Origin of the sequence: Aegicerativicinus sediminis, from assembly GCF_015476115.1 — a bacterium.
GTDB classification, from domain to species: Bacteria; Bacteroidota; Bacteroidia; order Flavobacteriales; family Flavobacteriaceae; genus Aegicerativicinus; species Aegicerativicinus sediminis.
Map to the genome: position 1 here is coordinate 2,278,587 of NZ_CP064295.1, position 22,962 is coordinate 2,301,548.

Here is a 22,962-nt window from a genome sequence, read left to right on the forward strand (position 1 = left end):
TGGTATTTAATTAATGTGTAAAGTGATTAATTAACCTATGTAAATGTGTTATTGACATAATTAAGAAATTCATTCTTAAATTTTTGGCCGATGGGGACGGTGTGGGTTTGAATGGAGATTTGGTTTCCTTTTATGCTATTCATTTTATGGAAATTAATGGCAAATGATTTATGGGTTCTGAAAAATATATGTGGGGGGAGCAGTTCTAATATGGACGTAAAGGTGGCATTTGTTAAAATAAATTGGTCTTTTAAAAATACTTTTACGTAATCTCCATAAGCCTCAATAAACAAAATGTCATTAGAGTAAATTTTATAAAGGATTTTGTTCGATTTAACTATTATGAAATGACGATCTTCAATATTCGAACTTGTAGGCAACTTATGGTCTGTAATTTTGTTTACCGCCGTTAAAAAGCGTTCAAAAGAAAATGGTTTAAGTAGGTAATCAACCGCATTAACTTCAAATCCATCTACTGCATATTGCGGGTAAGCGGTTGTAAAGATAACCCTAGGGGCATTCTTGAGAGATTTGTAAAATGTAAGTCCAGATATTTTGGGCATATCGATATCCAAAAAAAGCAAATCTATACTGCTGTTTTCTTTTAATACCTCAATTGCATCAATGGCGTTATCACAAACTCCTGTAAGTTCTAGGAAGTTGACGTCGCTAATGAAATGTTTTAGGACAATTTGGGAAGAAGGCTCGTCATCTATTATCAAGCAACTTATTTTCATACTTAATACAACTCTAAAATTACCTTAAACTTATTTTCGGATTTTACGATTTTAAACGAGTGGTTATTAGGGTAAACTATTTCTAAATTCTTCTTTATGTTATTCAATCCTACGCCTGAATAACCCTTTTCAATTACAGGGTGTTTAGGAGAATTGTTTTCAATTTCAAAAGTGAAAATGCCGGAATTCAGCATTAGTTTAATTTTGATATAAGTATTAGCAATATCACCTTTAATACCATGCTTAAAACTGTTTTCTACTAAAGGTAATAATAACATTGGATAGATTTTATACTTGTTGTTATCGACCTGATGAAAAAAATTTACATTATTATCTTTTTTGTGTCTGAATTGATGGAACTCTATATAATTTTTTAACAGAGTGATTTCGTCTTCAATAAAAACTAACTCTGTATTAGAATCATAAATAACATACCGTAAAATATGGGATAACTGTACTATTGCATCTTTAGTTTCAGCCCGTTTTTCAAGTGCTAAAGAATAGATTACGTTTAGAGAATTGAATAAAAAATGAGGGTTTATTTGCGATCTTAATGTAGAAAGTTGCAATTGCATCTGTTGGTTTCTAACTTTTAAATCATAATTCTCTTTACGATTTATATAGAACCAATCTAGGGAGAGTTTAATTAAAGTGGTGGAGGCTAAAAATGCAATGAAAATGGTAAATAAAGCAATGCTAGAGTGGTAACTAATAAAGTAATATTCAGGGAAGATATAATCTACAAAGTAATCGAAGAACCACTCGTTTAAAATTGTAAAAACCAGACAGTTAAGGATAAAAATAATTATGTAAATCAGGTATTTTTCACGCTTTAAAAATGAGGGAATGAAAACATAAAAATTTAGGATAGTAGGTATAATTAGGGTCGATAAGAAACATGCAGTATAAATAAAATCAATAGCATTTGGTTTCTCATCTCCAGTGAACATCCATAAGAACAAAGCATAAGAGAAAGCCCATAATACTAGGTTAAAAGACGAAATGTTGGGAGGTGTTATCCTTCCAGATCGAATCTCCATATCATGCAGCACAGCGTGTTAAATTTATTTCTGTATCTGTTTTCCATTTATCCGTATCTTCTGATTTCATATATTTCTTTATAAATTTCACCAAATCTTCAGATGTTGCTGTTAAAAGTAGATTTTCACCTAACCCTACTTTATCGTATTTTATTTTAATTTTATTTTCTTTAATCAGGGCTTCAAGTTTCTTCTCGTCTAACCACTTTATGTTTAACGAGTTATTCGATGTAATTTCTATTTTCGCTAAGGTATGCACGGCAATTAAGTGCATATCATAAATATTATTCTCCGACCCGTTCTCCTCTTGGTTCTCAAGTGGAATAAAATCTAGAAATAATTCATTGTTTATTTTAAAGGGCATAACTATATAAGATGTTGAAGAATTGTTCTGTATGTTGTAAGCTACATAACCATCCTTATAATTATTGTAGAGTTTTTTGTTCTCTTGGTCAAGTTGGGAATAATCGGTCTTATGTTGGTCTTTTAATATTTCGTCCTTAAAAGGTTCAATATTCCAACTGCTTTGCGGTGATTCGGACCACTTACCAATTAAGGCCTCTTCAAAATATATTAGATTTTTGGTGTAGAAAGCATGTAAAGACTTAATGGCGCAGGAACTTAATAGTGCTGCTAAAACAAATAATGGAGCAATGCGCTTGATTAATTTCATCTGATTTGATTTTAAGTTTTAAAATTGAATTAGATGGCCTAGTATAATTTCAAATAGGCCAACTAAAACAAGAGTTGCTATAGAAATATGTATATGTGCTTTTTGAACCTATCTACAACCAAGTTAATTTGGTGGTCCCACCATAGCCAGACACAGTATAAATTTCGTGTTCGTGAAATTTATTTTTAAAATTAAAAGTTACTGTTGAGTCATTTATCCATTCAAAGTTGACTTTTTCATAAGTAAAAGTTGATTTGACAAATGCTCTATAATCTTTTAATTGTCCATCTTCAATTCTAAACATCACTAAACAATAAAAAATAGGTTGATTGTTTTGGTGTTCGGCATTGGTATTAAACATTACGTTTTCGGGATTAGCCAATTTTCTCTTAAAAATCCTCACGTCCTTATCCTGAAACTGGTCTAAATTAAGATCAATTTCAAGGATTTCTTCTATCTCCTGAATGGTAATCGTTTCCTGAGGTTTTGAGTGGTTGCAATTGCTCAATAGGAAAAGTACCATAACCTGAAACAGTATTTTCATAAATCTGATTTCAGAACATATAACCGAGTCCCACAAAGAGGCCATGCAGTTTAAGTGTTGCATCAAACATATTATCTTCTACCAAATTAGATAGGCCAAGAGAATATCTTGCCTCTGCCAAGAATTTTTCAGTAATGTTGTAAGATACGCCAAAATCTAATCCCATATTAAAGGATTTTTCACCTTCCTCAGTGTCTAACAAAAATCCGAAACTTGGCCCGGCACAAATATTCAATTTGTTTACCATCTCCAATTCAGCAAGAACAGGAATTTGCATCATATTCAAATCTTCTACGTAAATGTAATTTACTTCTGGTCTAATTTTAAACTTCTCTGAAAGAGTAAGTCGGGTGAAAACTCCAATATAAAATCCAGTTTGATTATCACTGATTTTATAGCCATCAAAATCTGCTTTCGCAGTGGCGAAATCTGCTCCTGCTCTAATTCCGAAATTTTGAGCATTTAGGTTAAAGACGAGGAGAAACATAGCGATTGTAAAAAGAATTGTTTTCATATTTTTTGAATTTTACAAAATTTGGTTAGTTCCAATAAATTGAATCTATAATGAAGAATTTTGCAATTAATTTCGTCAAACACTGATTGTTGACCGTCAAACATTTAAACTAGTCCCAGATGGAAAAATAATTGTTTATAAAAATGGGAACTAATTTAAATCTCATGAAATTTCACCATGCGATTGCATTGTCAAAGAATAATCTTTTTTGTTTTTTATTGCTTTGACCAGGCATGGGATAGTATAGAAGTATTATAATATATAACCCATGGCACTTTTTTAATGAATCTTAGTTGCTGATGGCCAATACGGCTATTGTTTGGAATTACTGTAAGTAGAGGTTACGTAAAAATTCGGATCAATCTTTAAAATTAATTCGTCTGAACCTACATCCATTTGTTGCCATTCACTAGTTGGGTTTATCCATCGTTCTTTTCCATTAAATGTAACTTTTAACGGCATTTTAAAGTTATCAATGGCATTGGACCATCTATAGGATAATTGGCCATTTGAAAAATTATATTCCAATTGGGGTAGTTGAGTTGTTCTAAGATATTGGTTCCAGAAACTGTTCAAATCAAGTTGTGTTTCTTTTGCTATATAATTTTCAATCTGTTCAGTTGTGACGGTTTGGTGGTAAAATTGGTCGCCCAACCCTCTCAATACCTGCCGCCATTTGTTGTCATCATTTACTATCTGACGGAGCATGTGCAAGATGGTTGAGCCTTTGGGATAATTATCACCAGTATAATTGATGTCATTAACCTGGTAGTTTCCAATCATGGGTTTATCATTGCTAATTCCGCCTCGTTTTCCTATTTGATAGTCATTGCCTGCTTCTTTACCATAATAATATTCTACAAAAAGACCTTCAGAATACGTTGTGAAAGACTCATGGATCCATATATCGGCAATATCTTTGAATGTAATATTATTAGCAAACCATTCATGGCCAGACTCATGTATGATGAGATAATCAAATTTTTTGCCCCAACCTGTATTTGTACGATCAGAACCTAAATAGCCATTTTGATATTTGTTTCCGTAGGTAATTGCTCCTTGATGTTCCATGCCCAAATAGGGGGCTTCTATAAGCTTATAACCATCTTCATAAAATGGGTAAGGGCCAAACCAATATTCAAAAGCCTCTAGCATCAAGGGAACTTGTTTAAATTGAACTTTAGCCTTATCAAGGTTTTGCTCCAATACATAATATTCGCATGTTAAAGGTCCATTTTCTCCATTATAGATTTCTGAAAAGTTGACATAATTACCGATATTAAATGTGATGCCATAATTGTTTATTGGATTGGATACTTTCCAATGAAAGGTATGAGTGCTGTTGTCCTTTTCATCTTTACCCATAAGCTTTCCATTGGCTACAGCGACTAAATTTTTTGGCACATTAATACTGAATTTGATGCTGTCTGGTTCATCGTACATATGATCTTTGCATGGCCACCATTGGCTAGAACCTGCGCCCCAACTAATACTAGAAATAAAATCTTTTCCTAACTCATCCTTCTTCCAAACCAAGCCAGAATCCCACGGAGGGCGAGGGGCGATTCTTGGTATTCCCCCATAGTGGACAATAATTTCGTTATAATTGCCAACCGCTTGATCCTTTTCTAATTCAACGAAATAGGCGTTTCCCTCTTGTTTGTAATTTAATTCTACCCCATCTTGGGTGATTTTGAAAACCTCCATTGGTGGTTGAAGATCGATCTGAATAAGTTTGTTTGGTTTTAAAACCTTATACCGAATAGTATTTGAGCCGTTTATCGCATGTTTCTCAATATCAACAACAATATCTAGATTGTAATAAGACAAATCCCACCATTCCCTTTCGGGTGTTATGGAGCCCCTCAAGGTATCTTGTCTGGAAAATTCTTGAGCGTGGCCAATTATACCTGTTAAACTGATTAAAATGAAAAAAGTGAAGACTTTCATGGTTCAATATTTAATAGGTTGTTTCAAGAATGCCTATAAAGGTTCATACCCTAAAGGATGATGTTGGTTATATCTAAGATAGTAAAATGACGGAATTTGGGTTGTGGAGTGAATTTAGATTAATTGGCAAAGCGAATTGGCAGGGCTGATTTTCAAATACAGGAAATGGAAGCATCACTTATTAGTATTTTTTAAAATTATTGTTTGTTTTGATAGGATATGGTTTGTGAAAACAGACCATATTTTTTGCGATACCTATTTTTTTAACTTTAAAATGGTTTTGCCTAGGTATGCTCCAAGCAGGGACATTGGCAATGTTTGAATCACACTTACTAATATTTCGAATGGGGCTAGATTATGGGAAGATGTATCCATAAATGTTATTTCATAAAGTATTCGAAAAATTACAGATAAGACAACTCCGAGTGAAATTAATATGGCAACTTTTATGGGTTTGTTGTTGAGGTATAAATTCAAAATAAAGGAGCCAATCAAAGTTCCAAAAACAAAAAGGATCCACATTTGGGTATCCAAAAGATTTAATTCTTTGTATGGTGTCCGCCAATAAGAAACTGCTCCAATTAGAAAGCCTATTAATGTGATTAGAAATTTTACTTTAGTTTTCAATTGGAAAATCTTTTTGATTTCTCATTGCTCTCAAGAAAATCTTGAATTGCCTTAACCACTGCCTGTCTGTTATCATTAAGGGTACTATGCCCTGCGTCGGGAATGATGACAAATCTAGAATCATTCACCATTTTACTTAGCATATTTACAGTCTCTGGACGAGCTTCATCAAACTCGCCGGTTGTAAACAGGGTAGGTACTTTTATTTTTTTAAGGCTTTCAACATTGTCATAATTCTTTAATGTGCCTGTTGCCGTAAATTCACTCGGTCCCCACATATAATTGTAAATAAATGAATTTCTTTCTTTTGGGACTGTATCATAGGTATGTTTAAAATCTTCTTTTCTTCGGCCATGTCTACTGGCAAAGACACTATCGGCGGCCATATAAGATTCTGTATCAAAGAGATTATCTCTTTCGGCAATTCGAATGGCCGTCTGTATGGAATCAGGTAGTTGTGATACAAGCTCAGTAGCGTCTTCGCTCCAAATAGGAGTACTAAAATAGGGACTGTTAAATATTATTCCTTTAATACCTTCTGGGTACTTCGAATAATATTCGAGTGCCAAGGCTGCTCCCCAGGAACTTCCAACCAAATAGAATTCATTTAATTTTAATTCTGATTTTATAGCGTTAACCTGCTCAACAAATTTTTCTACTTTTAATAAAGTGGTGTCCTGGTGATGACCTGATCGTCCTGAACCTAGTTGATCGAACATAATTACCGGTCGTTCGTTCGATATTTCAGACAAATTATAATACCTTTTACTGGTACCTCCAGGTCCGCCATGTAAACACAGCAAAGGGGTATTGTCTCCATTGCCCATAATTCCATACCAAATTTTGCCGCCTTCTACCTCTACAAAGCCTTCACCCTGTTGAAGAACTGGTTTTGATAGTCTTGTATTAAAAGCACAGCTGGTAATTAACGCTACAATTATGATATAAAAGATTGAATGGCTCTTCATATTTTTAGTTTTGAATAATTTGCAGAAATGTTTCAATTATTAATTTGCAATAAATTAAAATCGACAATTTCTGAAATGCAACCATATCCTTATGAAAATAAAATGGTAAGTTGAGCTTATTCGTGACAATTAATCAATTTTTAAATAATCTTAGTTTATAATATCTTTTCAGAGTTTAAATGTTCTAATAATTCGAGTGTTTTATTAATTTGTATTTTAAGATCATATAAATTTTGAGCATAGAAATATTTTTCTTCTGTAAAGTTCGAGAGGTCTAAGAATATTTTATCATTTGTTGAATTTTTGAGATCCGAATAGTTCCAAGTTTTCTTTTGAAATGGATAATTTTGCCAAATACGTCCCTCAATTTCCTTAAGATTTTCATAGGTACTCGAAATCCGAGGATTTAACTCGTCATATATTTCTTGAATTTTTTGATAAAGTTCCCTATCCTTTATAATTCCAGTTTTGCCATCAGATATTAATGAATTATAGGTGCCTCTATTGGCCCTAAAAGACATTCCTCTATAAAAAAGAAGATTGGTTTTTGAAGTGTCAAGGTTGTTAAATAAGCTGTTGTATTCATTTGGTTTGTAAAATTCACCTTTGTAAATGTTTTCAACACTACTAATCATCCCTACCGCAAGAGTTAACCGATTTAGGATACTGTCTATTTGAGTTATATCCTTTTTAAGATCAGTTTCAATTCCTTTAAGGTACTGATGGGCTATGATGTTTAGTTTTTTATTTTCATTTAAATTATTTATTTGAATAGCAATCAAAATCCCAATAACGACTAGAATAATTTCCCCGATAGCATAAATCAAATACTTAGAGAGTTTATTTTGACTTAAAAGATTTTGCCTAATTTTTCTAAAGAGTTTTATCATTGGTTAATGCTTTATTATAATGAGGCACGGCGGTTTGTATAAGGTCGTATTAAGTCAGCTTCGTACTAAGGTAGTGAAATATGAATATTTTGGGGCTATACCCTCATGGATTGCTTTTTGGTATAATTAATTTGTATTGGCTGAAACTGTTAGGTGACTAAGTTTTTCTTTGAATCTTCCAATATAAATGAGTGTCCCATTGTCTCAAGATTTCATTTTTTAAAGGATCCATTTTCAAATAAAAGTTTTATCTAAGAGAAGATATTCATCGGCTAATGGTACATTAGAAATTGTTTGTGCATCTGTATTTATGACCATTGAAATTCCATAATTGTATATTTCGTCAATTTCAACCTTTAAAGTTGATTAATTCATTGTTTATGATATATATCAATTTAAACCATTTTAGATTCCTTATCTTAATATGTTAATTATAAGAACTTTATATGGAAGGGTGAATTGATGAAAGAAAGGGTCGAGAACCCTTTGGGAGCATATTAAAATAATAAAATATTAAAAAAAAGGATTATGAAATCATTAATAATTATTTGGATTTTGGGGTTTATGACTTTAAGTGGTTGTACCCAAAAAGCAAACGTGGATCAATTGTTAGACAACCCTGACACAAGGGAGGAAATTTTTGAAGCTATTGTTGGTAACCATAACCAAATGATGTTATTTATGGAAACAATGCAGAGTAATGAACATGCAATGCAAATGATGCAAGGCAACCAAATGATGATGGGAAATATGATGAAAGGGGATGGTATGCATATGATGATGACAGATAGTGTGATGATGCATAATATGATGGAAAAAATGATGGCAAACAAATCGATGATGGGTAGTATGATGCAAATGATGAATGAAAATGGAATGATGACTGACGAATGCATGCAGCACATGATTCATTCAATGAATGGGATGGAAAACATGAAACAATAAGGAGGTAATTACAAGTAATTATATTAATCTAAAGAATTAATTATGCATCACTTTGATGGACATTTTTGGGGAATGCACTTTATTTGGTGGATTGTATGGTTGTTTGCAATAATTGGAATTTTTTGGTATTTAAAAAATCCCTCCTTTCGAGGGGTAAAAAAAGATGAACCCTTACAAATCCTTAAAAAATGATTTGCTAATGGTGAAATCTCTAAAGAAGAATATGAGGAGTCAAAAAAAATACTGGAAAGAGACCTTTAATTGTTCAAGCTATTGATTGGCCTAATTTTAATGCAGTTTTACTCTAACTAATTTGTACAGTGGTTTGATCTGCGTAGCATAGAATTGGTTTAAGAATAAGACAATAAAACGCAGTTTCTTTAACAGGCGAACCGATTCCGATTAATTCCGATAGCTATCTGGAATCGAAACAATGGGCTTTATGCTAAGTTGTGCCTTCGACATTTTTAACTTTTCAAAAAATCAATTATATTTTTTAAGTTCCTTTAGGATACTATCTTTAACGATATTCACTTCTCTTTGATAACGTTTATACAATCGTAACATATCAAACCAGGTGTAAGTATGATTTGAAATTTGATTAATAAAAAGATTATCATTACTCATAGCCTCAAAGTCATAGGATACTTGAACTTTTGTTGAATCAGTATCATCATTTTTAAGATGGTAACGGACATGTTTTTCAATCATTTCCAAATTATTTTTGTACGCACTATGATTGGTTTGATTCACTTCCATGATAAAGTCCCGTGAATCGGATAGGTTGGCAAAAGCAGTTCTCAACCACTCATTTTTTATTAGACCTAAATCGCCAGAACTCAACATTTCATTATATGCAACCGTATTTTGTATAGTGATTTGAAATTGAAAGTACCGCTTTAAATGATTTTCAAAATCTGCACGTTTTGTGGGTAAAAGTTTTTTGGTTTCTAAAGCATCTAAAGTCGTCAATGCTTGATTGTACCTAAGCTCCATGTTCTTTACAGAATGATTTACATCCTCTGACACATTATCAAGATCAATTTTTAGGCGTTGCAAATAATCAAGTGCTTTTGATTGTAGTTTTCTGTTTTCGTTCCAATTGTTGATTTGAAGTGCAATCAAAATTCCGATTACTACAAGAATGGTTTCTCCTGTAGCATAAAACAAATATTTACTGAACTTATTTTCGGAGAGTATTTGTTGGCGAAATTTTCTAAAGAATTTTATCACAGGTAAATGGTTGATTGTAAGGAAGCACCCTTTGGTATAAAGTTAGTTGTGTTGGTTGAAACTAAGATAGTAAAATGAGGGGAGTTTAGTTGACGGGTAGATTCCGATTAGTTCTTTCGTCAATAGATAAATGAAGCAATGGGTATCATGTTGTGCTATACTCGCTTGGTTTTATTTATCATTTAGCGGAAAAGTAATCCCCAATGCGAATGCTCCAACGAACTGTTCGGCAGATGGTTGAAAATAGTAAGCAAGCCCTAGATCAACATTATTGTTTTTTCCTAATTCCAATCCAAAAGCAAATGGGATATGGAAGATGACGCCACTTTTGTCAATGTTGTCGAACGCGGTTAATGTCTCAAATTTTCCAATCGACGTTCCTAATCCTATTTCCACATAAGGGGCTACCCATGGAATTGGTGCTCTAACTCTTACTTTTCCTCCAAGTAGAATAGCTTTTGATATAGCTTTTTCCTCAGTTGGATTATCATCTAGATCCTTTCCATTTGAGTTTGTTAAAATGAAACCTGTATAAGGTCTAAATTCAACCCAAGACTTAACTTTAAGAACTAATTCTCCTTGTGCGAAGAATCCATCATCGGCTATGTCGTCAATACTGTTGTAAGGAACACTTATTCCATAACCAACTTGAACATTTATGGATTTTTCTTTTATGAATTGTGCTTCAACTAAATTTGAAGTCAGAATAGTAATTAGTAGTATCAGGGGCTTATTCATAAATTGTTCTGGCGGTTTTTATAACGCCGCGTTGCGTTGTTTGAATCTAAGATATTAAAATGAGGGAACTTTGGTTGTTATACAGTGTGGTGAGCAGATTTTGCTGAGTTTATTGAATTTTAAGTACATCTAAAATCGGGAAATTTGAATTTCAACTAAATAGCTTTTTTATCCAGTTGGTATTGTTGTTTTCGTAAACAGATTTGTGCCTGCTAAACCTTTCAATCCAGCCTTCTTCTGTAAAAATTTCTCCATGTAAACCATCAGAAAGTTCTGCTACATTTTCGCCATCCATAAAAACTTTGAGCCCACTATCTAAATCGTTACTCTCCTGAATGGCGAAGAGAAAATCATGCATAGAGTTCTCAAGTACCTTTTCCAAAACGTCTGCAACGACTTGTTTTTCTTCTTGAGTTAATTTTGAAAGTTTGGCATGCAACTCTTTTGATTCCTGACTACTCCATTTACCTTGAATTAGTCCTTTGAACCAATCGATTTGTTTATCTTTTAACTTATCAACTATCAATCTTCCAAATTTGTCTAATGTATCACTCATTGAGTTAGGTTCTTTTAAATGGCTAACGGTTTGGATATGATTTCTTTGTGGAATCATTCACAGGATTCATCCACAGAGAGATTAAGCCAATTTAATATTTTTACTTTTGGTTTTGTACTGTCGTCACGTTTAATTATATACGTTGTTGTATCCAGTTTTTTAATTCCCATTCAACTGTTTTTCATATTCTGCCGCATCGTATGTTCCTATTGATTTTTGGACGAGTCCTTTGTCATTCATAGTCCATTCTTCAAATCCGCTGTAATCAACTTTATTTCCAGTTCCGTTTGGTCCCGAATTAGTTCCTTTAAAAGTCCAATAATATCGATAAGTCCCAATTCCCTGTGTTAGACTGTCCATTGTTAATTCCAAATCAGGAAATGCGTCCATATATGATTTAGCAGTTTCTGCTAATTGTTTTCTTCCAACTGCTGGAGTTCCGTTATTTACAGTTAATGTACCATCCTCGGCGTAAAATGAAGCCATTTTTTCTGGTACTTTACTATTCCAAGCATAAGTATAGTTTTGTCCGAATTCGACCATTTTATCGTATTCAGTGTTATCAGATTTACATCCTGTCATTATGATCAAGATTATTGACAATGTTGGTATAAATGGATACTTAGTTTTCATAAGTCCAGCAATTTATTCTTTTGTCAATTCTTTAATAATATCAACTTCTTCCTGTTTATAGGGTGTGCCATCTTTTCGAAAGATTTCATGAAACCATAATTTGGGTTCAGATCCATCAGGAATTGGCTCGTCCCAGGCATATTTGGTATTTGACTTTCCTGCTACAAGTCCCCAATTGATTGCTCCTATATGTTGCTTTTTTAAAATGGGCATTATATTGCCAAATAGACTATTATTTCTACGAGCCATGTATTCTGTGCAAATCAAAGGTCTATTAAGCTTCTTTAATGTATCAATTGCACTTTGATGATGGATTTCATCATTATAATTGTGATAAGTTATAATATCTGAATTTTCAATTTGAAATTTATTTAAATCTTTTAAATCAAAATTCCATACGCCTGCAGTTAAAGGTTGGGTTGGATTAATTTCTCTTCCCCATTCAAAAACCTTTTTTAATAAATTCATCGATTTATTGCCATAGCCACTATTTCCCGGCTCATTATAGAGATCCCATAAAATAATTCTTTTATCATCTTTAAATGTGCTAAGAATATCTTTTGTATAAGCCTCAAGGGTAGGGAGTAAATTTTCTGAAGTAAAAAGTAAATCTCCCGGGTCTCTAATCCATCCTGAATTATGGACGCCTGGCTTGGGATCTGGTTGTTTTCCTGCACTATATGTAGGATTCCAGCAATCATCAAAAAAGACAAAAATGGTTGCTATATTATGCTTATCAGCGATTGATAAATAGTGATTAATTCGTTCTTTAAATCCTTCTTTATCAAATTGCCATGCAACATGATGCAAATATACCCTCATGCAATTTAGCCCAATATTCTCTGCCCACCCTAATTCTTTATCAATAGTTTCTGGGTCAAAAGTTTCTTTCTGCCAAAATTCTAGTTGGTTTATTGCTGTACTTGGATTAAAATTTGAACCTCTTAACCAAGGTAATTTTTCCTCCCAGAAGTTTGCTTTTTCTTCAGACCACCTTTCATTTTTGGTAACCAATCCTGTTTGTGTTTCTTTTGGTTCTGGAGCCTTTTTATTCTTTGAGACACAAGAAAAAATTAAACATCCTGTTATAAATGTGATTAATAAATTATTACGCATTCTTTGGTACATAATTTTTCTATTATTGTAAATACTTGATTTATTTCCATATTGGTTTCAACGATTTGAATATGGTGTGTTTGGCGTTAGACAAAACAATTTTTCAAACTGTTCCTGGTTGTATTTGTTTTACTAATTTTCATGTTTTAACTCAATTGCCCAATGCACTATATTTTTTGTTAGCCTTTGTTATTTTTTTAACCAAATGGTGTGCCTATAACGTGAAAAACAACATCAAAAATAAAATGTGCCAGCATAGCCATTATCAGACCATACCTCCAAAATATCCACCCAAAGGTTGTTCCTGTTATTACATTTCCCAATACTGTTGTTCCAATTACGATTGGTGTTAGGTCATAATAATTGCCTGATATTGGGATATGAATAAATCCGAAAAATAAAGCTGTTAATAGGTTTCCAATCCATATGGTTTTATATGATGGTGTCTTTGTTTTAATCAGATACTGGATTACAGTTATAACTAAAGACATAATACCTAATCGAAATATTATTTCTTCAGTAATTCCTGCGGAAAATGAAGCAAAAAGATTAGGAATTGCTGAAGGGTGTTTAAAATTAGCTGGTCCCATTGGAAGAACATATTTTTGAACCTTAAGCATTAGTAGCATTAAAAATCCTACAAGAGAACCAATTAAGGCACTTGCAAGAATTGTATTTCTATTGAAGGAATCCGAAAACGACTTACCAGATAGTATTTTTACAAGAAGTGGTGCACCTAATTTTGCTCGAGCAGATATCCATAATCCCATCCAAATGAATAGGGAACCTATAATTAGCGCAGCTCCGGCATTTCCAATAATTGATTGAAAGATTGATTGTTTTTCTAAATCAATAGCTTGAGAAGTCAGCTCTTTTACGGCTCGCGAATGTGGGATGTTTGCTATTGCAGCCAAAACGAATACAACTAATAACCACCAAAATGTCTTCCAACGAAATTCGATTTGATCTTCTTTGTTACGTACTATTGGTTTTGGTAGAAGTCTAATCATTTATTGAGTTTTCTGATAAAGGCCAACGGTCTCGGTTATTGCCAATTGGCGGAGTAAGGGGCGCGAATTTGTCGGCTTAGTATTGGTTTGTTGGTCAAGTTAATTATTTCCTTTCTAAGGGTGCCGTCTATTGGCGATTAACCGTTGTTGGCGTGTCGTTTATGATTTAGAATTACAATACTCTATCAAACATAGATATTGTGTTGAGTATGCAATGTGCAATTATTAACGGCCATAAATTTCTTCCAAATTTCACGTAGGCGATTCCCATAATTAATGCTATAATCCCCGCACTTATTGACCTCACTGAAAAATCATAAGAATGCCTAAATCCGAAAATTACAGCTTGTAAAATGACTGCAATGATAGTTGCAAAAGTTGTTGAAGAGAAAAGGCGTTCAATCCAATTCAATAAGAAACCTCTATCTAACAACTCTTCTAACATTGATTCTAATAACACCATTGGCATTATGGATACGAAAAGTAGCCAATTCCCTTTTAGATTTCCAAATTTTGAAGTCGCATCTTCAAATGAAGTATCAGGTGCTATCGAAATTGGTAAATTATCTTTAATTATCTCAAATGCAATCATTGAAATTACAACCAAAACAAGTATTAAAATCGAGAATCCTAGTGTTTTAAGAATATTCTTTGGTTTACGTAAACCCAAATCTTTCCAAGTAACATTTCTAACTCTCATTCGCCAAGTCGCCACAATGAAAGTTGATAGTGACCAAAAAAGTCCGTTTGCAAGAAATCCAAGTTTTGATATATATACCTCCCTAATTAAGAACATTACAGATATATATATTATTATATCAATAAAAAGACCTTTAATATTATTTGGTTTAGAATAGGCTGTCGTAATGTTAAGTTTCATTTATATGTTGGTTGTTTCATTTAAAACAGCTTTAGATATTATAAATATAAATTAATAAACTGGTAACCTAAATGCACGCCAACGTATGGATAAACGCACAATTGCGTTTATATCTTTTATATCGCAAATTAAAAAATAAACGTAATCTATAATTGCAACCTATAGATATTGCCGCCAAAACCAGTGTCCTCGTCGGTAATCAAAAAGCTGTTGGCGCTTTCAAAACATAGGCCTTCCTTTTGGGAGTGGTGCTTAAACTCTAATTGTTGTTCGTTTCCTTCCAAAAAATCATCTCCCTTATAATCACTGAATAAATAGAGTTTGTCATTGGTCAGCAAAGCCAAGGTTCTGCCATCGGCACTAATATCCGCTGAAGTAATTCTATTGGCTTTTCCTTTGATGTTTGCCTCGCTCACCACCTTGGCCTTATGTTCTCCTGCCGTATTTGGAAATTTCAAAATGCTAAAACTACCGTGCTCCTTGGTCACAACATAGCAGTTTCCATCGTGTATAAAAAGAGATTCCATGTCCTTGTCATCCATTTTTTTTGGCAGGGAAAAGTGGATGGCCTCTGCTTGAGCTTTTGTGGTTTCTTTTTCAGGGTATTTAAGTTTGTATATGGTAAAGTCATCCCGTTTACCACTGTTGTTACCTATATCGGCAATATATAAATTGCCGTTACTATCGGCTGCCAAATCTTCCCAGTCCTCATTTTCTGCATTGGTAATGCGCAGCTGTTGTTGTATGCCTCCATCTTCTCCCAATCCATATAGGATAGGTTCATTGCCTGCATCCTCTATAACCCAATAGAGTGGAGATCCCTCGATTAATTGTATCGCGGAGACCTCCCTTAAATTGTTTGGCAGGTCTGCAATTACATCTAGGTTTCCGGTGTTGCAATTCCATATTAAAGGAGATAGAATAAAAAAATATAGCAGTGATTTTAGGCTCATGAAGGTCTAATTTAGCGTGTAATCACAAATTTAAAGTCTAGCTATTAAATAAAAGATTTTGGCCTTATAAAATTCTGTTAACTGCTTTTTCCGTGCGGGTTGTGGATTTTAAATCAGGTTCCTTAGCTTTATGGCAAAATATTCCAAATGACCAACATAAATGATCTCCTCGACCTATTAGACCTGCAGCAAAAGGATAAACAAGATTTTGTTGGAAAAAGCTATACAGTCGGTAGCCCAAATGTCTTTGGAGGACAGGTGGTGGCACAGGCTCTTAATGCCGCGTACCGAACAATTGCCAACAACCGTATTTTGCATTCTATGCATGCCTATTTTTTAGAACCTGGCGATTTAGAAGTTCCCATAGATTATAAAGTTACTGTGATGCGTGATGGTGGTAGCTTTTCTGTTAGAAGGGTAACTGCCTTGCAGAATGATACGGTTATATTCATTTTGGCCTGTTCGTTTCATAAGGATGAACCTGGTTATAACCATCAAACGGATTTAGATAGGGAGGTTCCCGAGCCAGAGAGTTTGCAAAGTTGGACAGAATTACTCGAGAACTTTGGGACTATGTTACCTGGTAGACTTAAATCTTTTCTGGATATTCCACGTCCGGTAGAATTTAAACCCACTTACATTGCCAATCCTATGGAGCATAAAGATTTGCCTCCTAGGAATGCTATTTGGTTTAAGTTTAAAGGAGATATACCTGCACACGATTTACCCATAAAACAACAATTATTGTCCTATGTTTCTGATTATAATATATTGGGGGTTACCCTTAATCCACATGCATCAGAGTTACATTGGGGAAATGCCCAAACTGCGAGTTTAGACCATTCTATGTGGTTTTTTAGGGATTTCGAAATAAACGACTGGTTGCTTTATTCTTTAGAGGCTGTGAGCAACAGCAATGCGCGCGGTTTTGCAAGGGGAAATATTTACACTAGGGAAGGTGTTTTGGTAGCAAGCGTTGCACAAGAGGGGATGATACGTCCTAAAGACAAGCGTTAATGGAGCATTTTGATATTATCGTGGTTGGTGGTGGAGCGGCTGGATTTTTTTGTGCCCTTAACATTGCTGAAATGCATCCCCATCTATCGGTAGCCATTTTGGAAAAAACGAAAGAAGGTCTTGGGAAAGTAAAAATCTCCGGAGGAGGTAGGTGTAATGTTACCCATGCCGAGTTTGAACCCAAACCATTAACGACCTACTATCCTAGGGGTGAAAAGGAATTGTTAGGTCCCTTCCATACCTTTATGACAGGTGATACCATGCAGTGGTTTGCAGAAAAGGGGGTTGAGCTTAAGATTGAAGAGGATGGTCGGGTTTTTCCAATTTCGGATTCGTCTTCAACTATTATCGACTGTTTTAAATCATCCGCTAAACAATCTGGGGTAAAAGTGTATTACAGCACTTCCGTTAAACAGATTTTAGTTGAAGATGACAATTATGTGCTTAATACAAATCATGAACCCTTTTCAGCTTCAAGAATAGTAATGGCAACTGGTAGTTCCCAAGGTATGTGGCAACTGCTTCAACAGTTGGGCCATCGAATAGAGGAGGCAGTGCCCTCTTTATTTACCTTCAATATTGAAGACAAGCAGTTAAAAGCGATTCCGGGAGTTTCTGTTCCTAAAGTTGAGATAGAGGTTGTGGGAACCGACTTATATGCTGAAGGGCCTTTGTTGGTTACCCATTGGGGACTTAGTGGTCCGGCAGTTTTAAAGCTGTCGGCCTTTGGCGCTATCCGTTTGAATGAATTAGATTATAAATTTCAAATCAAGGTGAATTTCGTGTTGAAATTTAAAGACGACCTTCTTGAAATTCTGAAAGACGAACGCAATGCCATTGGTAAGAAGCGAGTGCTATCAACTCCACTTTTCGAATTGCCAAAACGCCTATGGCAGCAATTGGTTGTTCGTGCAGGCATATCTCAAGAACAGCGTTGGGGCGATTTAAACAAGCTTGAAATGGATCAATTGGCTGATGTTTTAACTGAATGTGTTTTTAATGTGGATGGTAAAAGCACTTATAAGGAAGAATTTGTAACTGCCGGGGGAATTGCCCTTGAGGAAGTTAATTTTAAAACCTTTGAAAGTAAACTGTTGCCTAACCTTTATTTTGCAGGTGAGATTTTAAATATCGATGGAGTTACTGGAGGATTTAATTTTCAAAACGCTTGGACATCAGCTTATATAGTAGCTAAATCACTCGGATGATGGAAACATATATTGCGCTTCTAAGGGGTATTAATGTAAGTGGGCAAAAAAAGGTGCCTATGGCTGATTTAAGAATGGGGCTTACGAAAGCCGGACTTGGAGAGGTGCAAACGTATATCCAAACCGGAAACATTATTCTCAAGTCCGACTCCAACCCACATAAACTGAAAGAATTAATTGAAGCCACCATTAAACAGAAATTTGGTTTTGATGTGCCAACATTGGTTTTAACTCCAGCACAAATAATGGCGGTAATTAATGATTCTCCCTTTTCTGGAATCCATCTAGAAAAAAGCTATTTTGTTTTGCTTTATGAAGGGCCAACAACTTCAAAAATTGAAGACATACAGAAACTTGCCGTTAAGGATGAACCTTTCAAGATAACTAGTGAATGTGTGTATTTAAATCCAACTAACGGATATGGTCGGGCGAAATTCCATAACAATTTTTTTGAAAAGAAACTTGAAGTAAAAGCCACCACAAGGAACTATAAAACCATGCTAAAGTTATTATCTTTGTGCCAATGATTTAAAGATGATACACCACCAATTTGTCCCTCAAAAATTATCTGACAAAAAAATAAAAGGTACTACAACTTGGGAGGCGCCAAGTAATATAGCATTGGTAAAGTATTGGGGAAAAAAGGAGCCCCAAATACCTATGAATACTTCCTTAAGTTTTACCCTTTCCCAATCTAGAACCATCACAACATTAAGCTATATCCCTAAAAAAGGGGAGGTGGCTGATTTTGAAGTCTGGTTAGATAACGAACTCAAAGAAGATTTTAAGCCTAAAATCAAAAAGTTTCTGAGCAGGGTTGATGATTATTTGCCTTTTTTGGGAGATTACGATTTGAAAATTGAAACTACCAATACATTTCCCCATTCTTCTGGTATAGCTTCCTCTGCTTCCGGTATGGCGGCATTAAGCCTTTGTTTGATGCAGATGGAATTGGAATTGAATCCAGAAATGGATGATGCATTTTTTCGGCATAAAGCATCTTTTTTGGCTCGCCTAGGTTCCGGTAGCGCGTGCAGAAGTTTGGATGGTGGTATTGTGGTTTGGGGTGAGCATCCTTCAATTCCCGGAAGTAGCGATTTGTGTGGTGTAGGCTATCCTCTTGAAATAGATGATGTCTTTAATGGCTATAAGGATGCAATTCTAATTGTGGAAGAGGGGCAAAAGCAAGTGAGTAGTACCCTTGGCCATAGTTTAATGGATAACCATCCATTTGCTGAACAACGTTTTAGTCAGGCAAATGCTAACATCGATCAATTGATTCCGATATTGGAAATTGGAGATTTAGAGGCATTTGTCAACTTGGTTGAAAGTGAGGCTCTGAGTTTACATGCCATGATGATGACTAGCGATCCAAACTATTTATTGATGAAGCCAAACACCTTGGCAATTATCAACAAAATTTGGGAATTTAGAAGGTTGAGTGGTATAATGATTTGTTTTACGTTGGATGCTGGAGCCAATGTACACCTGCTTTATCCCGCCTCCTATGCCAAGCATGTGACCTCTTTTATTGAGCGAGAATTGCTAAAATATTGCCAAAACAAGAAATTTATTCAAGACGAAGTTGGTATTGGTCCGCGACAATTATAAATTTAGTGTATATTTGTGCCTTATTATTGGCTTTAACCCTATAGGCTATAGTTAGTTAGATGAAAGGACCCCTGTTTTATTCCAAAATATTACTTTTCGGAGAGTACGGAATCATTAAAGATTCCAAAGGTCTATCAATCCCATACAACTTTTTTAATGGTGCTTTAAAGGTGGATGAACAACCTGATGAAAGGGCTCAGCGTTCAAACCAAAATTTAAGGTCCTTTATGGAGTACCTAAAAACTATCGATGAAAATTTGGTGCGTTTTGACTTTGAGCGTTTAGGGAAAGATATAGACGCAGGTATGTATTTTGATTCATCTATTCCACAAGGCTATGGTGTGGGTAGTAGCGGTGCTTTAGTTGCTGCCATTTACGACCATTACGCGCAGGAAAAAATTACTGTTCTTGAAAATCTAACTAGGGAGAAATTACTCACTTTAAAGAGGATTTTTTCAAATATGGAATCCTTTTTCCATGGTAAGTCTTCGGGATTAGATCCTCTTAATAGTTATCTAAGCATACCTATCCTTATAAATTCTAAGGATGATATTGAGGCTACGGGTATTCCATCGCAAAAAAGTAACGGAAAAGGCGCTGTTTTCTTAATTGACAGCGGTGTGGTTGGAGAAACTGCCCCAATGGTTTCCATTTTTATGGAAAACATGAAACAGGAGGGTTTCAGAAATATGTTGAAGGACCAGTTTATCAAACATACAGATGCCTGTGTGGAGGATTTTCTGAAAGGCGACATTAAATCCCTTTTTAGTAATACCAAGCAACTTTCCAAAGTTGTATTGAGCCATTTTAAACCTATGATTCCTAAACCATTTCACGATTTATGGAAGAAAGGTTTAGAGACTAATGACTACTACCTAAAACTTTGTGGGTCTGGCGGTGGAGGATACATTCTAGGTTTTGCCGAAGATTTTGAGAAGGCCAAAACTGCTCTCAAAGATTACCGATTAGAAGTGGTCTACAACTTCTAATAAATTTCCATGTTATCCCAAAAACAAAAGCAAGTGCTGCTAAAATTCTTTAGCATGTTTTCAGCTGTTCGCGGATATAATATTTTGGTGATTATTATTGCCCAATACCTAACTTCCATATACATACTCGCGCCTGAAAGACCGTTAAAGGAAGTTCTGTTCGATCCTAATTTATTTATTATTGTATTGGCCACCGCAGCGGTAATTGCAGGCGGATATATTATCAACAATTTTTATGATGTAGAAAAGGATCTTATTAACCGGCCGCATAAAACTAAACTAGATGGTATAGTTAGTCAGAATACAAAGCTCTCGCTCTATTTTGTCTTAAATTTTTTGGCAGTAATACTAGCCAGTTATATATCCTTTAGGGCGGTAATCTTTTTCTCTTCCTATATTTTTGCCATTTGGCTGTACTCCCATAAATTGAAGAAAATGCCCTTCGTTGGTAATTTGGTTTCTGCAGTGTTGACGATTACGCCATTCTTTGCAATATTCATTTATTATAAAAATTTTGCTGAGGTAATATTTGTCCATGCGACTTTTTTGTTTTTAATGATTTCTATGCGCGAACTAACTAAGGACTTGGAAAACTTAAAAGGCGATTTGCTTCAAAATTATAGGACTATACCGGTTGTCTATGGTGAAAAGGCTTCCAAAGTCATGCTCACCATATTGGCGGCTCTAACCTTGGTGCCTATTTACTTATTGATTAATTACTTTCAAATAGGGCATATGGATGTGTATTTCTATCTGTGTATTGCACTCCTAACACTGTTTCTTTACATTCTTTGGAATAGCAGACGTAAGATCCATTATTTAGTTCTGCACAATGTTTTAAAGTTTATCATTGTAGCTGGGGTCTTTGGAATCCTTCTTATCGATGTACATGTGGTTCTCAACCGTATTCTTTAGCATTTTTGATAAAAATGAATTTATACTAATTAATCTTTAGTCATACTGTTGACACTTGCTTTTATATCTTTGCATAAAATTTTTTAGGACATGAGTAGACATCAAGGAGGAAATGGAAGAGGAAAAACGTCCGGCAGGGGTGGTAACGGGCAGCGCAAGAAAAGTTATGCCAGAGGTAATGCCCCGATAAAAAAGAATGCAGCTTCCTCAACAAATGCTAAAAAAGAGGATGGACTAATCCGTTTAAACAAGTACATTGCTAATTCTGGGATGTGTTCCAGAAGAGAGGCTGATATGTATATTGCCACAGGTAGCGTTACTGTTAACGGGAAAGTGGTTACTGAGATGGGTTATCGCGTAAAATTAGAAGATGATGTGCGCTTCGATGGTCGCCGCATTAATCCTGAAAAGCCGACCTACATTCTTTTGAATAAACCCAAGGGATATGCCGTTACTAACAGTGATAGCAAGGATAAAACCGTAATGGATTTAATTGCCAGCACTACTTCTTCAAGGGTTACACCGGTCGGTCGGTTAGGTAGAGGATCCCTAGGCCTAGTATTGTTGACAAATGATGACAAATTGATTCAGAAATTTACTAATTCAAATTCTGGGGTTGCACGCTTGTTTCACCTTGAATTGGATAGGAATTTAAAGTATGAAGATTTCCAAGCTATACAGAATGGATTAGATATAGATGGGAAGAAAGTAGAGGTTGAGGATATTGCTTATATAGATAATAGCTCAAAAAAGGAAATCGGCATCAAAGTGAAAAATATTGGCAATTCTATTTTGCGTACTATATTCGGACATCTTAAATACGATTTGGTTAAAATAGATTGTGTTGCGATAGGGCCATTGACCAAAAAAGACCTTCCTAGAGGGCGTTGCAAACACCTTTCACAACAAGAAATCAATAATTTGATGATGTTGTGACAAAAAAATCGCATTTGAACAAAAAATTTTCAAAATTTTAGTTTTCATTTGTACCCACTTTATTGTGTTACATTGAACAATTTGTTAGGGTTCGGTAGGTTGGCTGTTAATGCCAAATTGGCTGGAAATTTCCCGCTGAAAAAAATCCGAATGAATGATGCAACTACTAAGGTAAAAGGCCTTTATTCTTCCGATCAGGAAGAGACGTATCCCTACTATCATGTAGAGTACCTTCTTATTTAATGTAGTCTGAGTTTCTAGATAGATTTACAATCCTTA

General features: G+C 34.7%; 26 protein-coding genes. 9 read left to right on the top strand and 17 right to left on the bottom strand.

Annotated features, from left to right (window positions below; all coding sequences use genetic code 11):
* Positions 1-35: 35 nt before the first annotated feature.
* From ISU00_RS09835 to ISU00_RS09875, 9 genes are all read right to left on the bottom strand, one after another.
* On the bottom strand, positions 36-737 hold the full coding sequence (locus ISU00_RS09835) for a LytR/AlgR family response regulator transcription factor (RefSeq protein ID WP_228850488.1): 702 nt from the start codon (positions 735-737) through the stop codon (positions 36-38).
* 2 nt (positions 738-739) lie between these two features.
* Positions 740-1,789: a sensor histidine kinase gene (locus ISU00_RS09840; RefSeq protein WP_228850489.1), complete on the bottom strand. Its 1,050-nt coding sequence runs from the start codon at positions 1,787-1,789 to the stop codon at positions 740-742.
* On the bottom strand, positions 1,779-2,450 hold the full coding sequence (locus ISU00_RS09845) for a hypothetical protein (RefSeq protein WP_228850490.1): 672 nt from the start codon (positions 2,448-2,450) through the stop codon (positions 1,779-1,781). Before ISU00_RS09845 ends, ISU00_RS09840 begins: the two co-directional genes overlap by 11 nt.
* Positions 2,451-2,562: 112 nt before the next feature.
* A complete protein-coding gene (locus tag ISU00_RS09850; RefSeq protein ID WP_228850491.1) occupies positions 2,563-2,994 on the bottom strand; it encodes a hypothetical protein in 432 nt (143 codons plus the stop codon).
* 10 nt (positions 2,995-3,004) lie between these two features.
* Positions 3,005-3,508, bottom strand: coding sequence for a porin family protein (locus ISU00_RS09855; RefSeq protein WP_228850492.1), 504 nt, complete (start codon positions 3,506-3,508; stop codon positions 3,005-3,007).
* Positions 3,509-3,820: 312 nt separating this feature from the next.
* Positions 3,821-5,458, bottom strand: coding sequence for a M1 family metallopeptidase (locus ISU00_RS09860; protein ID WP_228850493.1), 1,638 nt, complete (start codon positions 5,456-5,458; stop codon positions 3,821-3,823).
* 255 nt (positions 5,459-5,713) lie between these two features.
* Positions 5,714-6,085, bottom strand: coding sequence for a hypothetical protein (locus ISU00_RS09865; RefSeq protein ID WP_228850494.1), 372 nt, complete (start codon positions 6,083-6,085; stop codon positions 5,714-5,716).
* Positions 6,082-7,053, bottom strand: a complete 972-nt coding sequence (locus tag ISU00_RS09870; protein WP_228850495.1) for a proline iminopeptidase-family hydrolase — start codon at positions 7,051-7,053, stop codon at positions 6,082-6,084. Before ISU00_RS09870 ends, ISU00_RS09865 begins: the two co-directional genes overlap by 4 nt.
* A gap of 155 nt (positions 7,054-7,208) precedes the next feature.
* Positions 7,209-7,943 carry a DUF6090 family protein gene (locus ISU00_RS09875; protein WP_228850496.1) on the bottom strand — a complete coding sequence of 245 codons (735 nt, stop codon included), beginning with the start codon at positions 7,941-7,943 and terminating at the stop codon, positions 7,209-7,211.
* A 528-nt stretch (positions 7,944-8,471) separates the two neighbouring features.
* On the opposite strand from ISU00_RS09875, the gene ISU00_RS09880 reads away from it, so the two are divergent.
* Complete coding sequence (locus ISU00_RS09880; RefSeq protein WP_228850497.1) at positions 8,472-8,888, top strand: hypothetical protein; 417 nt, start codon at positions 8,472-8,474, stop codon at positions 8,886-8,888.
* 483 nt (positions 8,889-9,371) lie between these two features.
* On the opposite strand, the gene ISU00_RS09885 is transcribed toward ISU00_RS09880, so the two are convergent.
* From ISU00_RS09885 to ISU00_RS09920, 8 genes are all read right to left on the bottom strand, one after another.
* On the bottom strand, positions 9,372-10,121 hold the full coding sequence (locus ISU00_RS09885) for a DUF6090 family protein (RefSeq protein WP_228850498.1): 750 nt from the start codon (positions 10,119-10,121) through the stop codon (positions 9,372-9,374).
* A 171-nt stretch (positions 10,122-10,292) separates the two neighbouring features.
* On the bottom strand, positions 10,293-10,859 hold the full coding sequence (locus tag ISU00_RS09890; RefSeq protein ID WP_228850499.1) for a hypothetical protein: 567 nt from the start codon (positions 10,857-10,859) through the stop codon (positions 10,293-10,295).
* Positions 10,860-11,010: 151 nt separating this feature from the next.
* Positions 11,011-11,415 (bottom strand): DUF6547 family protein, encoded by a 405-nt coding sequence (locus ISU00_RS09895; RefSeq protein ID WP_228850500.1) that lies wholly within the window; start codon positions 11,413-11,415, stop codon positions 11,011-11,013.
* Between the two features lie 159 nt (positions 11,416-11,574).
* Complete coding sequence (locus tag ISU00_RS09900) at positions 11,575-12,048, bottom strand: nuclear transport factor 2 family protein (protein ID WP_228850501.1); 474 nt, start codon at positions 12,046-12,048, stop codon at positions 11,575-11,577.
* Between the two features lie 12 nt (positions 12,049-12,060).
* Entirely contained in the window at positions 12,061-13,164 is a 1,104-nt protein-coding gene (locus tag ISU00_RS09905) for a glycoside hydrolase family 2 TIM barrel-domain containing protein (RefSeq protein WP_228850502.1), read from the bottom strand.
* A 197-nt stretch (positions 13,165-13,361) separates the two neighbouring features.
* Complete coding sequence (locus ISU00_RS09910; RefSeq protein ID WP_228850503.1) at positions 13,362-14,174, bottom strand: CPBP family intramembrane glutamic endopeptidase; 813 nt, start codon at positions 14,172-14,174, stop codon at positions 13,362-13,364.
* Positions 14,175-14,346: 172 nt separating this feature from the next.
* A complete protein-coding gene (locus tag ISU00_RS09915; protein ID WP_228850504.1) occupies positions 14,347-15,054 on the bottom strand; it encodes a CPBP family intramembrane glutamic endopeptidase in 708 nt (235 codons plus the stop codon).
* A 146-nt stretch (positions 15,055-15,200) separates the two neighbouring features.
* Positions 15,201-16,007 (bottom strand): NHL repeat-containing protein, encoded by an 807-nt coding sequence (locus ISU00_RS09920; RefSeq protein WP_228850505.1) that lies wholly within the window; start codon positions 16,005-16,007, stop codon positions 15,201-15,203.
* Between the two features lie 147 nt (positions 16,008-16,154).
* Here ISU00_RS09920 and ISU00_RS09925 point away from each other — a divergent pair, with 147 nt between their 5' ends.
* The 8 genes from ISU00_RS09925 to ISU00_RS09960 all read left to right on the top strand — a co-directional run bounded on the left by ISU00_RS09925 (position 16,155) and on the right by ISU00_RS09960 (position 22,926).
* Complete coding sequence (locus ISU00_RS09925; protein WP_228850506.1) at positions 16,155-17,024, top strand: acyl-CoA thioesterase; 870 nt, start codon at positions 16,155-16,157, stop codon at positions 17,022-17,024.
* Positions 17,024-18,232 carry a BaiN/RdsA family NAD(P)/FAD-dependent oxidoreductase gene (locus ISU00_RS09930; protein WP_228850507.1) on the top strand — a complete coding sequence of 403 codons (1,209 nt, stop codon included), beginning with the start codon at positions 17,024-17,026 and terminating at the stop codon, positions 18,230-18,232. Before ISU00_RS09925 ends, ISU00_RS09930 begins: the two co-directional genes overlap by 1 nt.
* Positions 18,232-18,759: a DUF1697 domain-containing protein gene (locus ISU00_RS09935; protein WP_228850508.1), complete on the top strand. Its 528-nt coding sequence runs from the start codon at positions 18,232-18,234 to the stop codon at positions 18,757-18,759. The genes ISU00_RS09930 and ISU00_RS09935 overlap by 1 nt, the downstream gene beginning before the upstream one ends.
* A 7-nt stretch (positions 18,760-18,766) precedes the next feature.
* The gene (locus tag ISU00_RS09940; protein ID WP_228850509.1) at positions 18,767-19,843 is read left to right on the top strand and encodes a diphosphomevalonate/mevalonate 3,5-bisphosphate decarboxylase family protein; all 1,077 of its coding nucleotides are present in this window, start codon (positions 18,767-18,769) and stop codon (positions 19,841-19,843) included.
* A 59-nt stretch (positions 19,844-19,902) separates the two neighbouring features.
* Complete coding sequence (locus tag ISU00_RS09945) at positions 19,903-20,832, top strand: mevalonate kinase family protein (RefSeq protein ID WP_228850510.1); 930 nt, start codon at positions 19,903-19,905, stop codon at positions 20,830-20,832.
* A 9-nt stretch (positions 20,833-20,841) separates the two neighbouring features.
* The gene (locus tag ISU00_RS09950) at positions 20,842-21,747 is read left to right on the top strand and encodes a geranylgeranylglycerol-phosphate geranylgeranyltransferase (protein ID WP_228850511.1); all 906 of its coding nucleotides are present in this window, start codon (positions 20,842-20,844) and stop codon (positions 21,745-21,747) included.
* Positions 21,748-21,837: 90 nt separating this feature from the next.
* Positions 21,838-22,683 carry a pseudouridine synthase gene (locus ISU00_RS09955; protein ID WP_228850512.1) on the top strand — a complete coding sequence of 282 codons (846 nt, stop codon included), beginning with the start codon at positions 21,838-21,840 and terminating at the stop codon, positions 22,681-22,683.
* A 72-nt stretch (positions 22,684-22,755) separates the two neighbouring features.
* The gene (locus tag ISU00_RS09960) at positions 22,756-22,926 is read left to right on the top strand and encodes a hypothetical protein (RefSeq protein ID WP_228850513.1); all 171 of its coding nucleotides are present in this window, start codon (positions 22,756-22,758) and stop codon (positions 22,924-22,926) included.
* Positions 22,927-22,962: the final 36 nt, after the last annotated feature.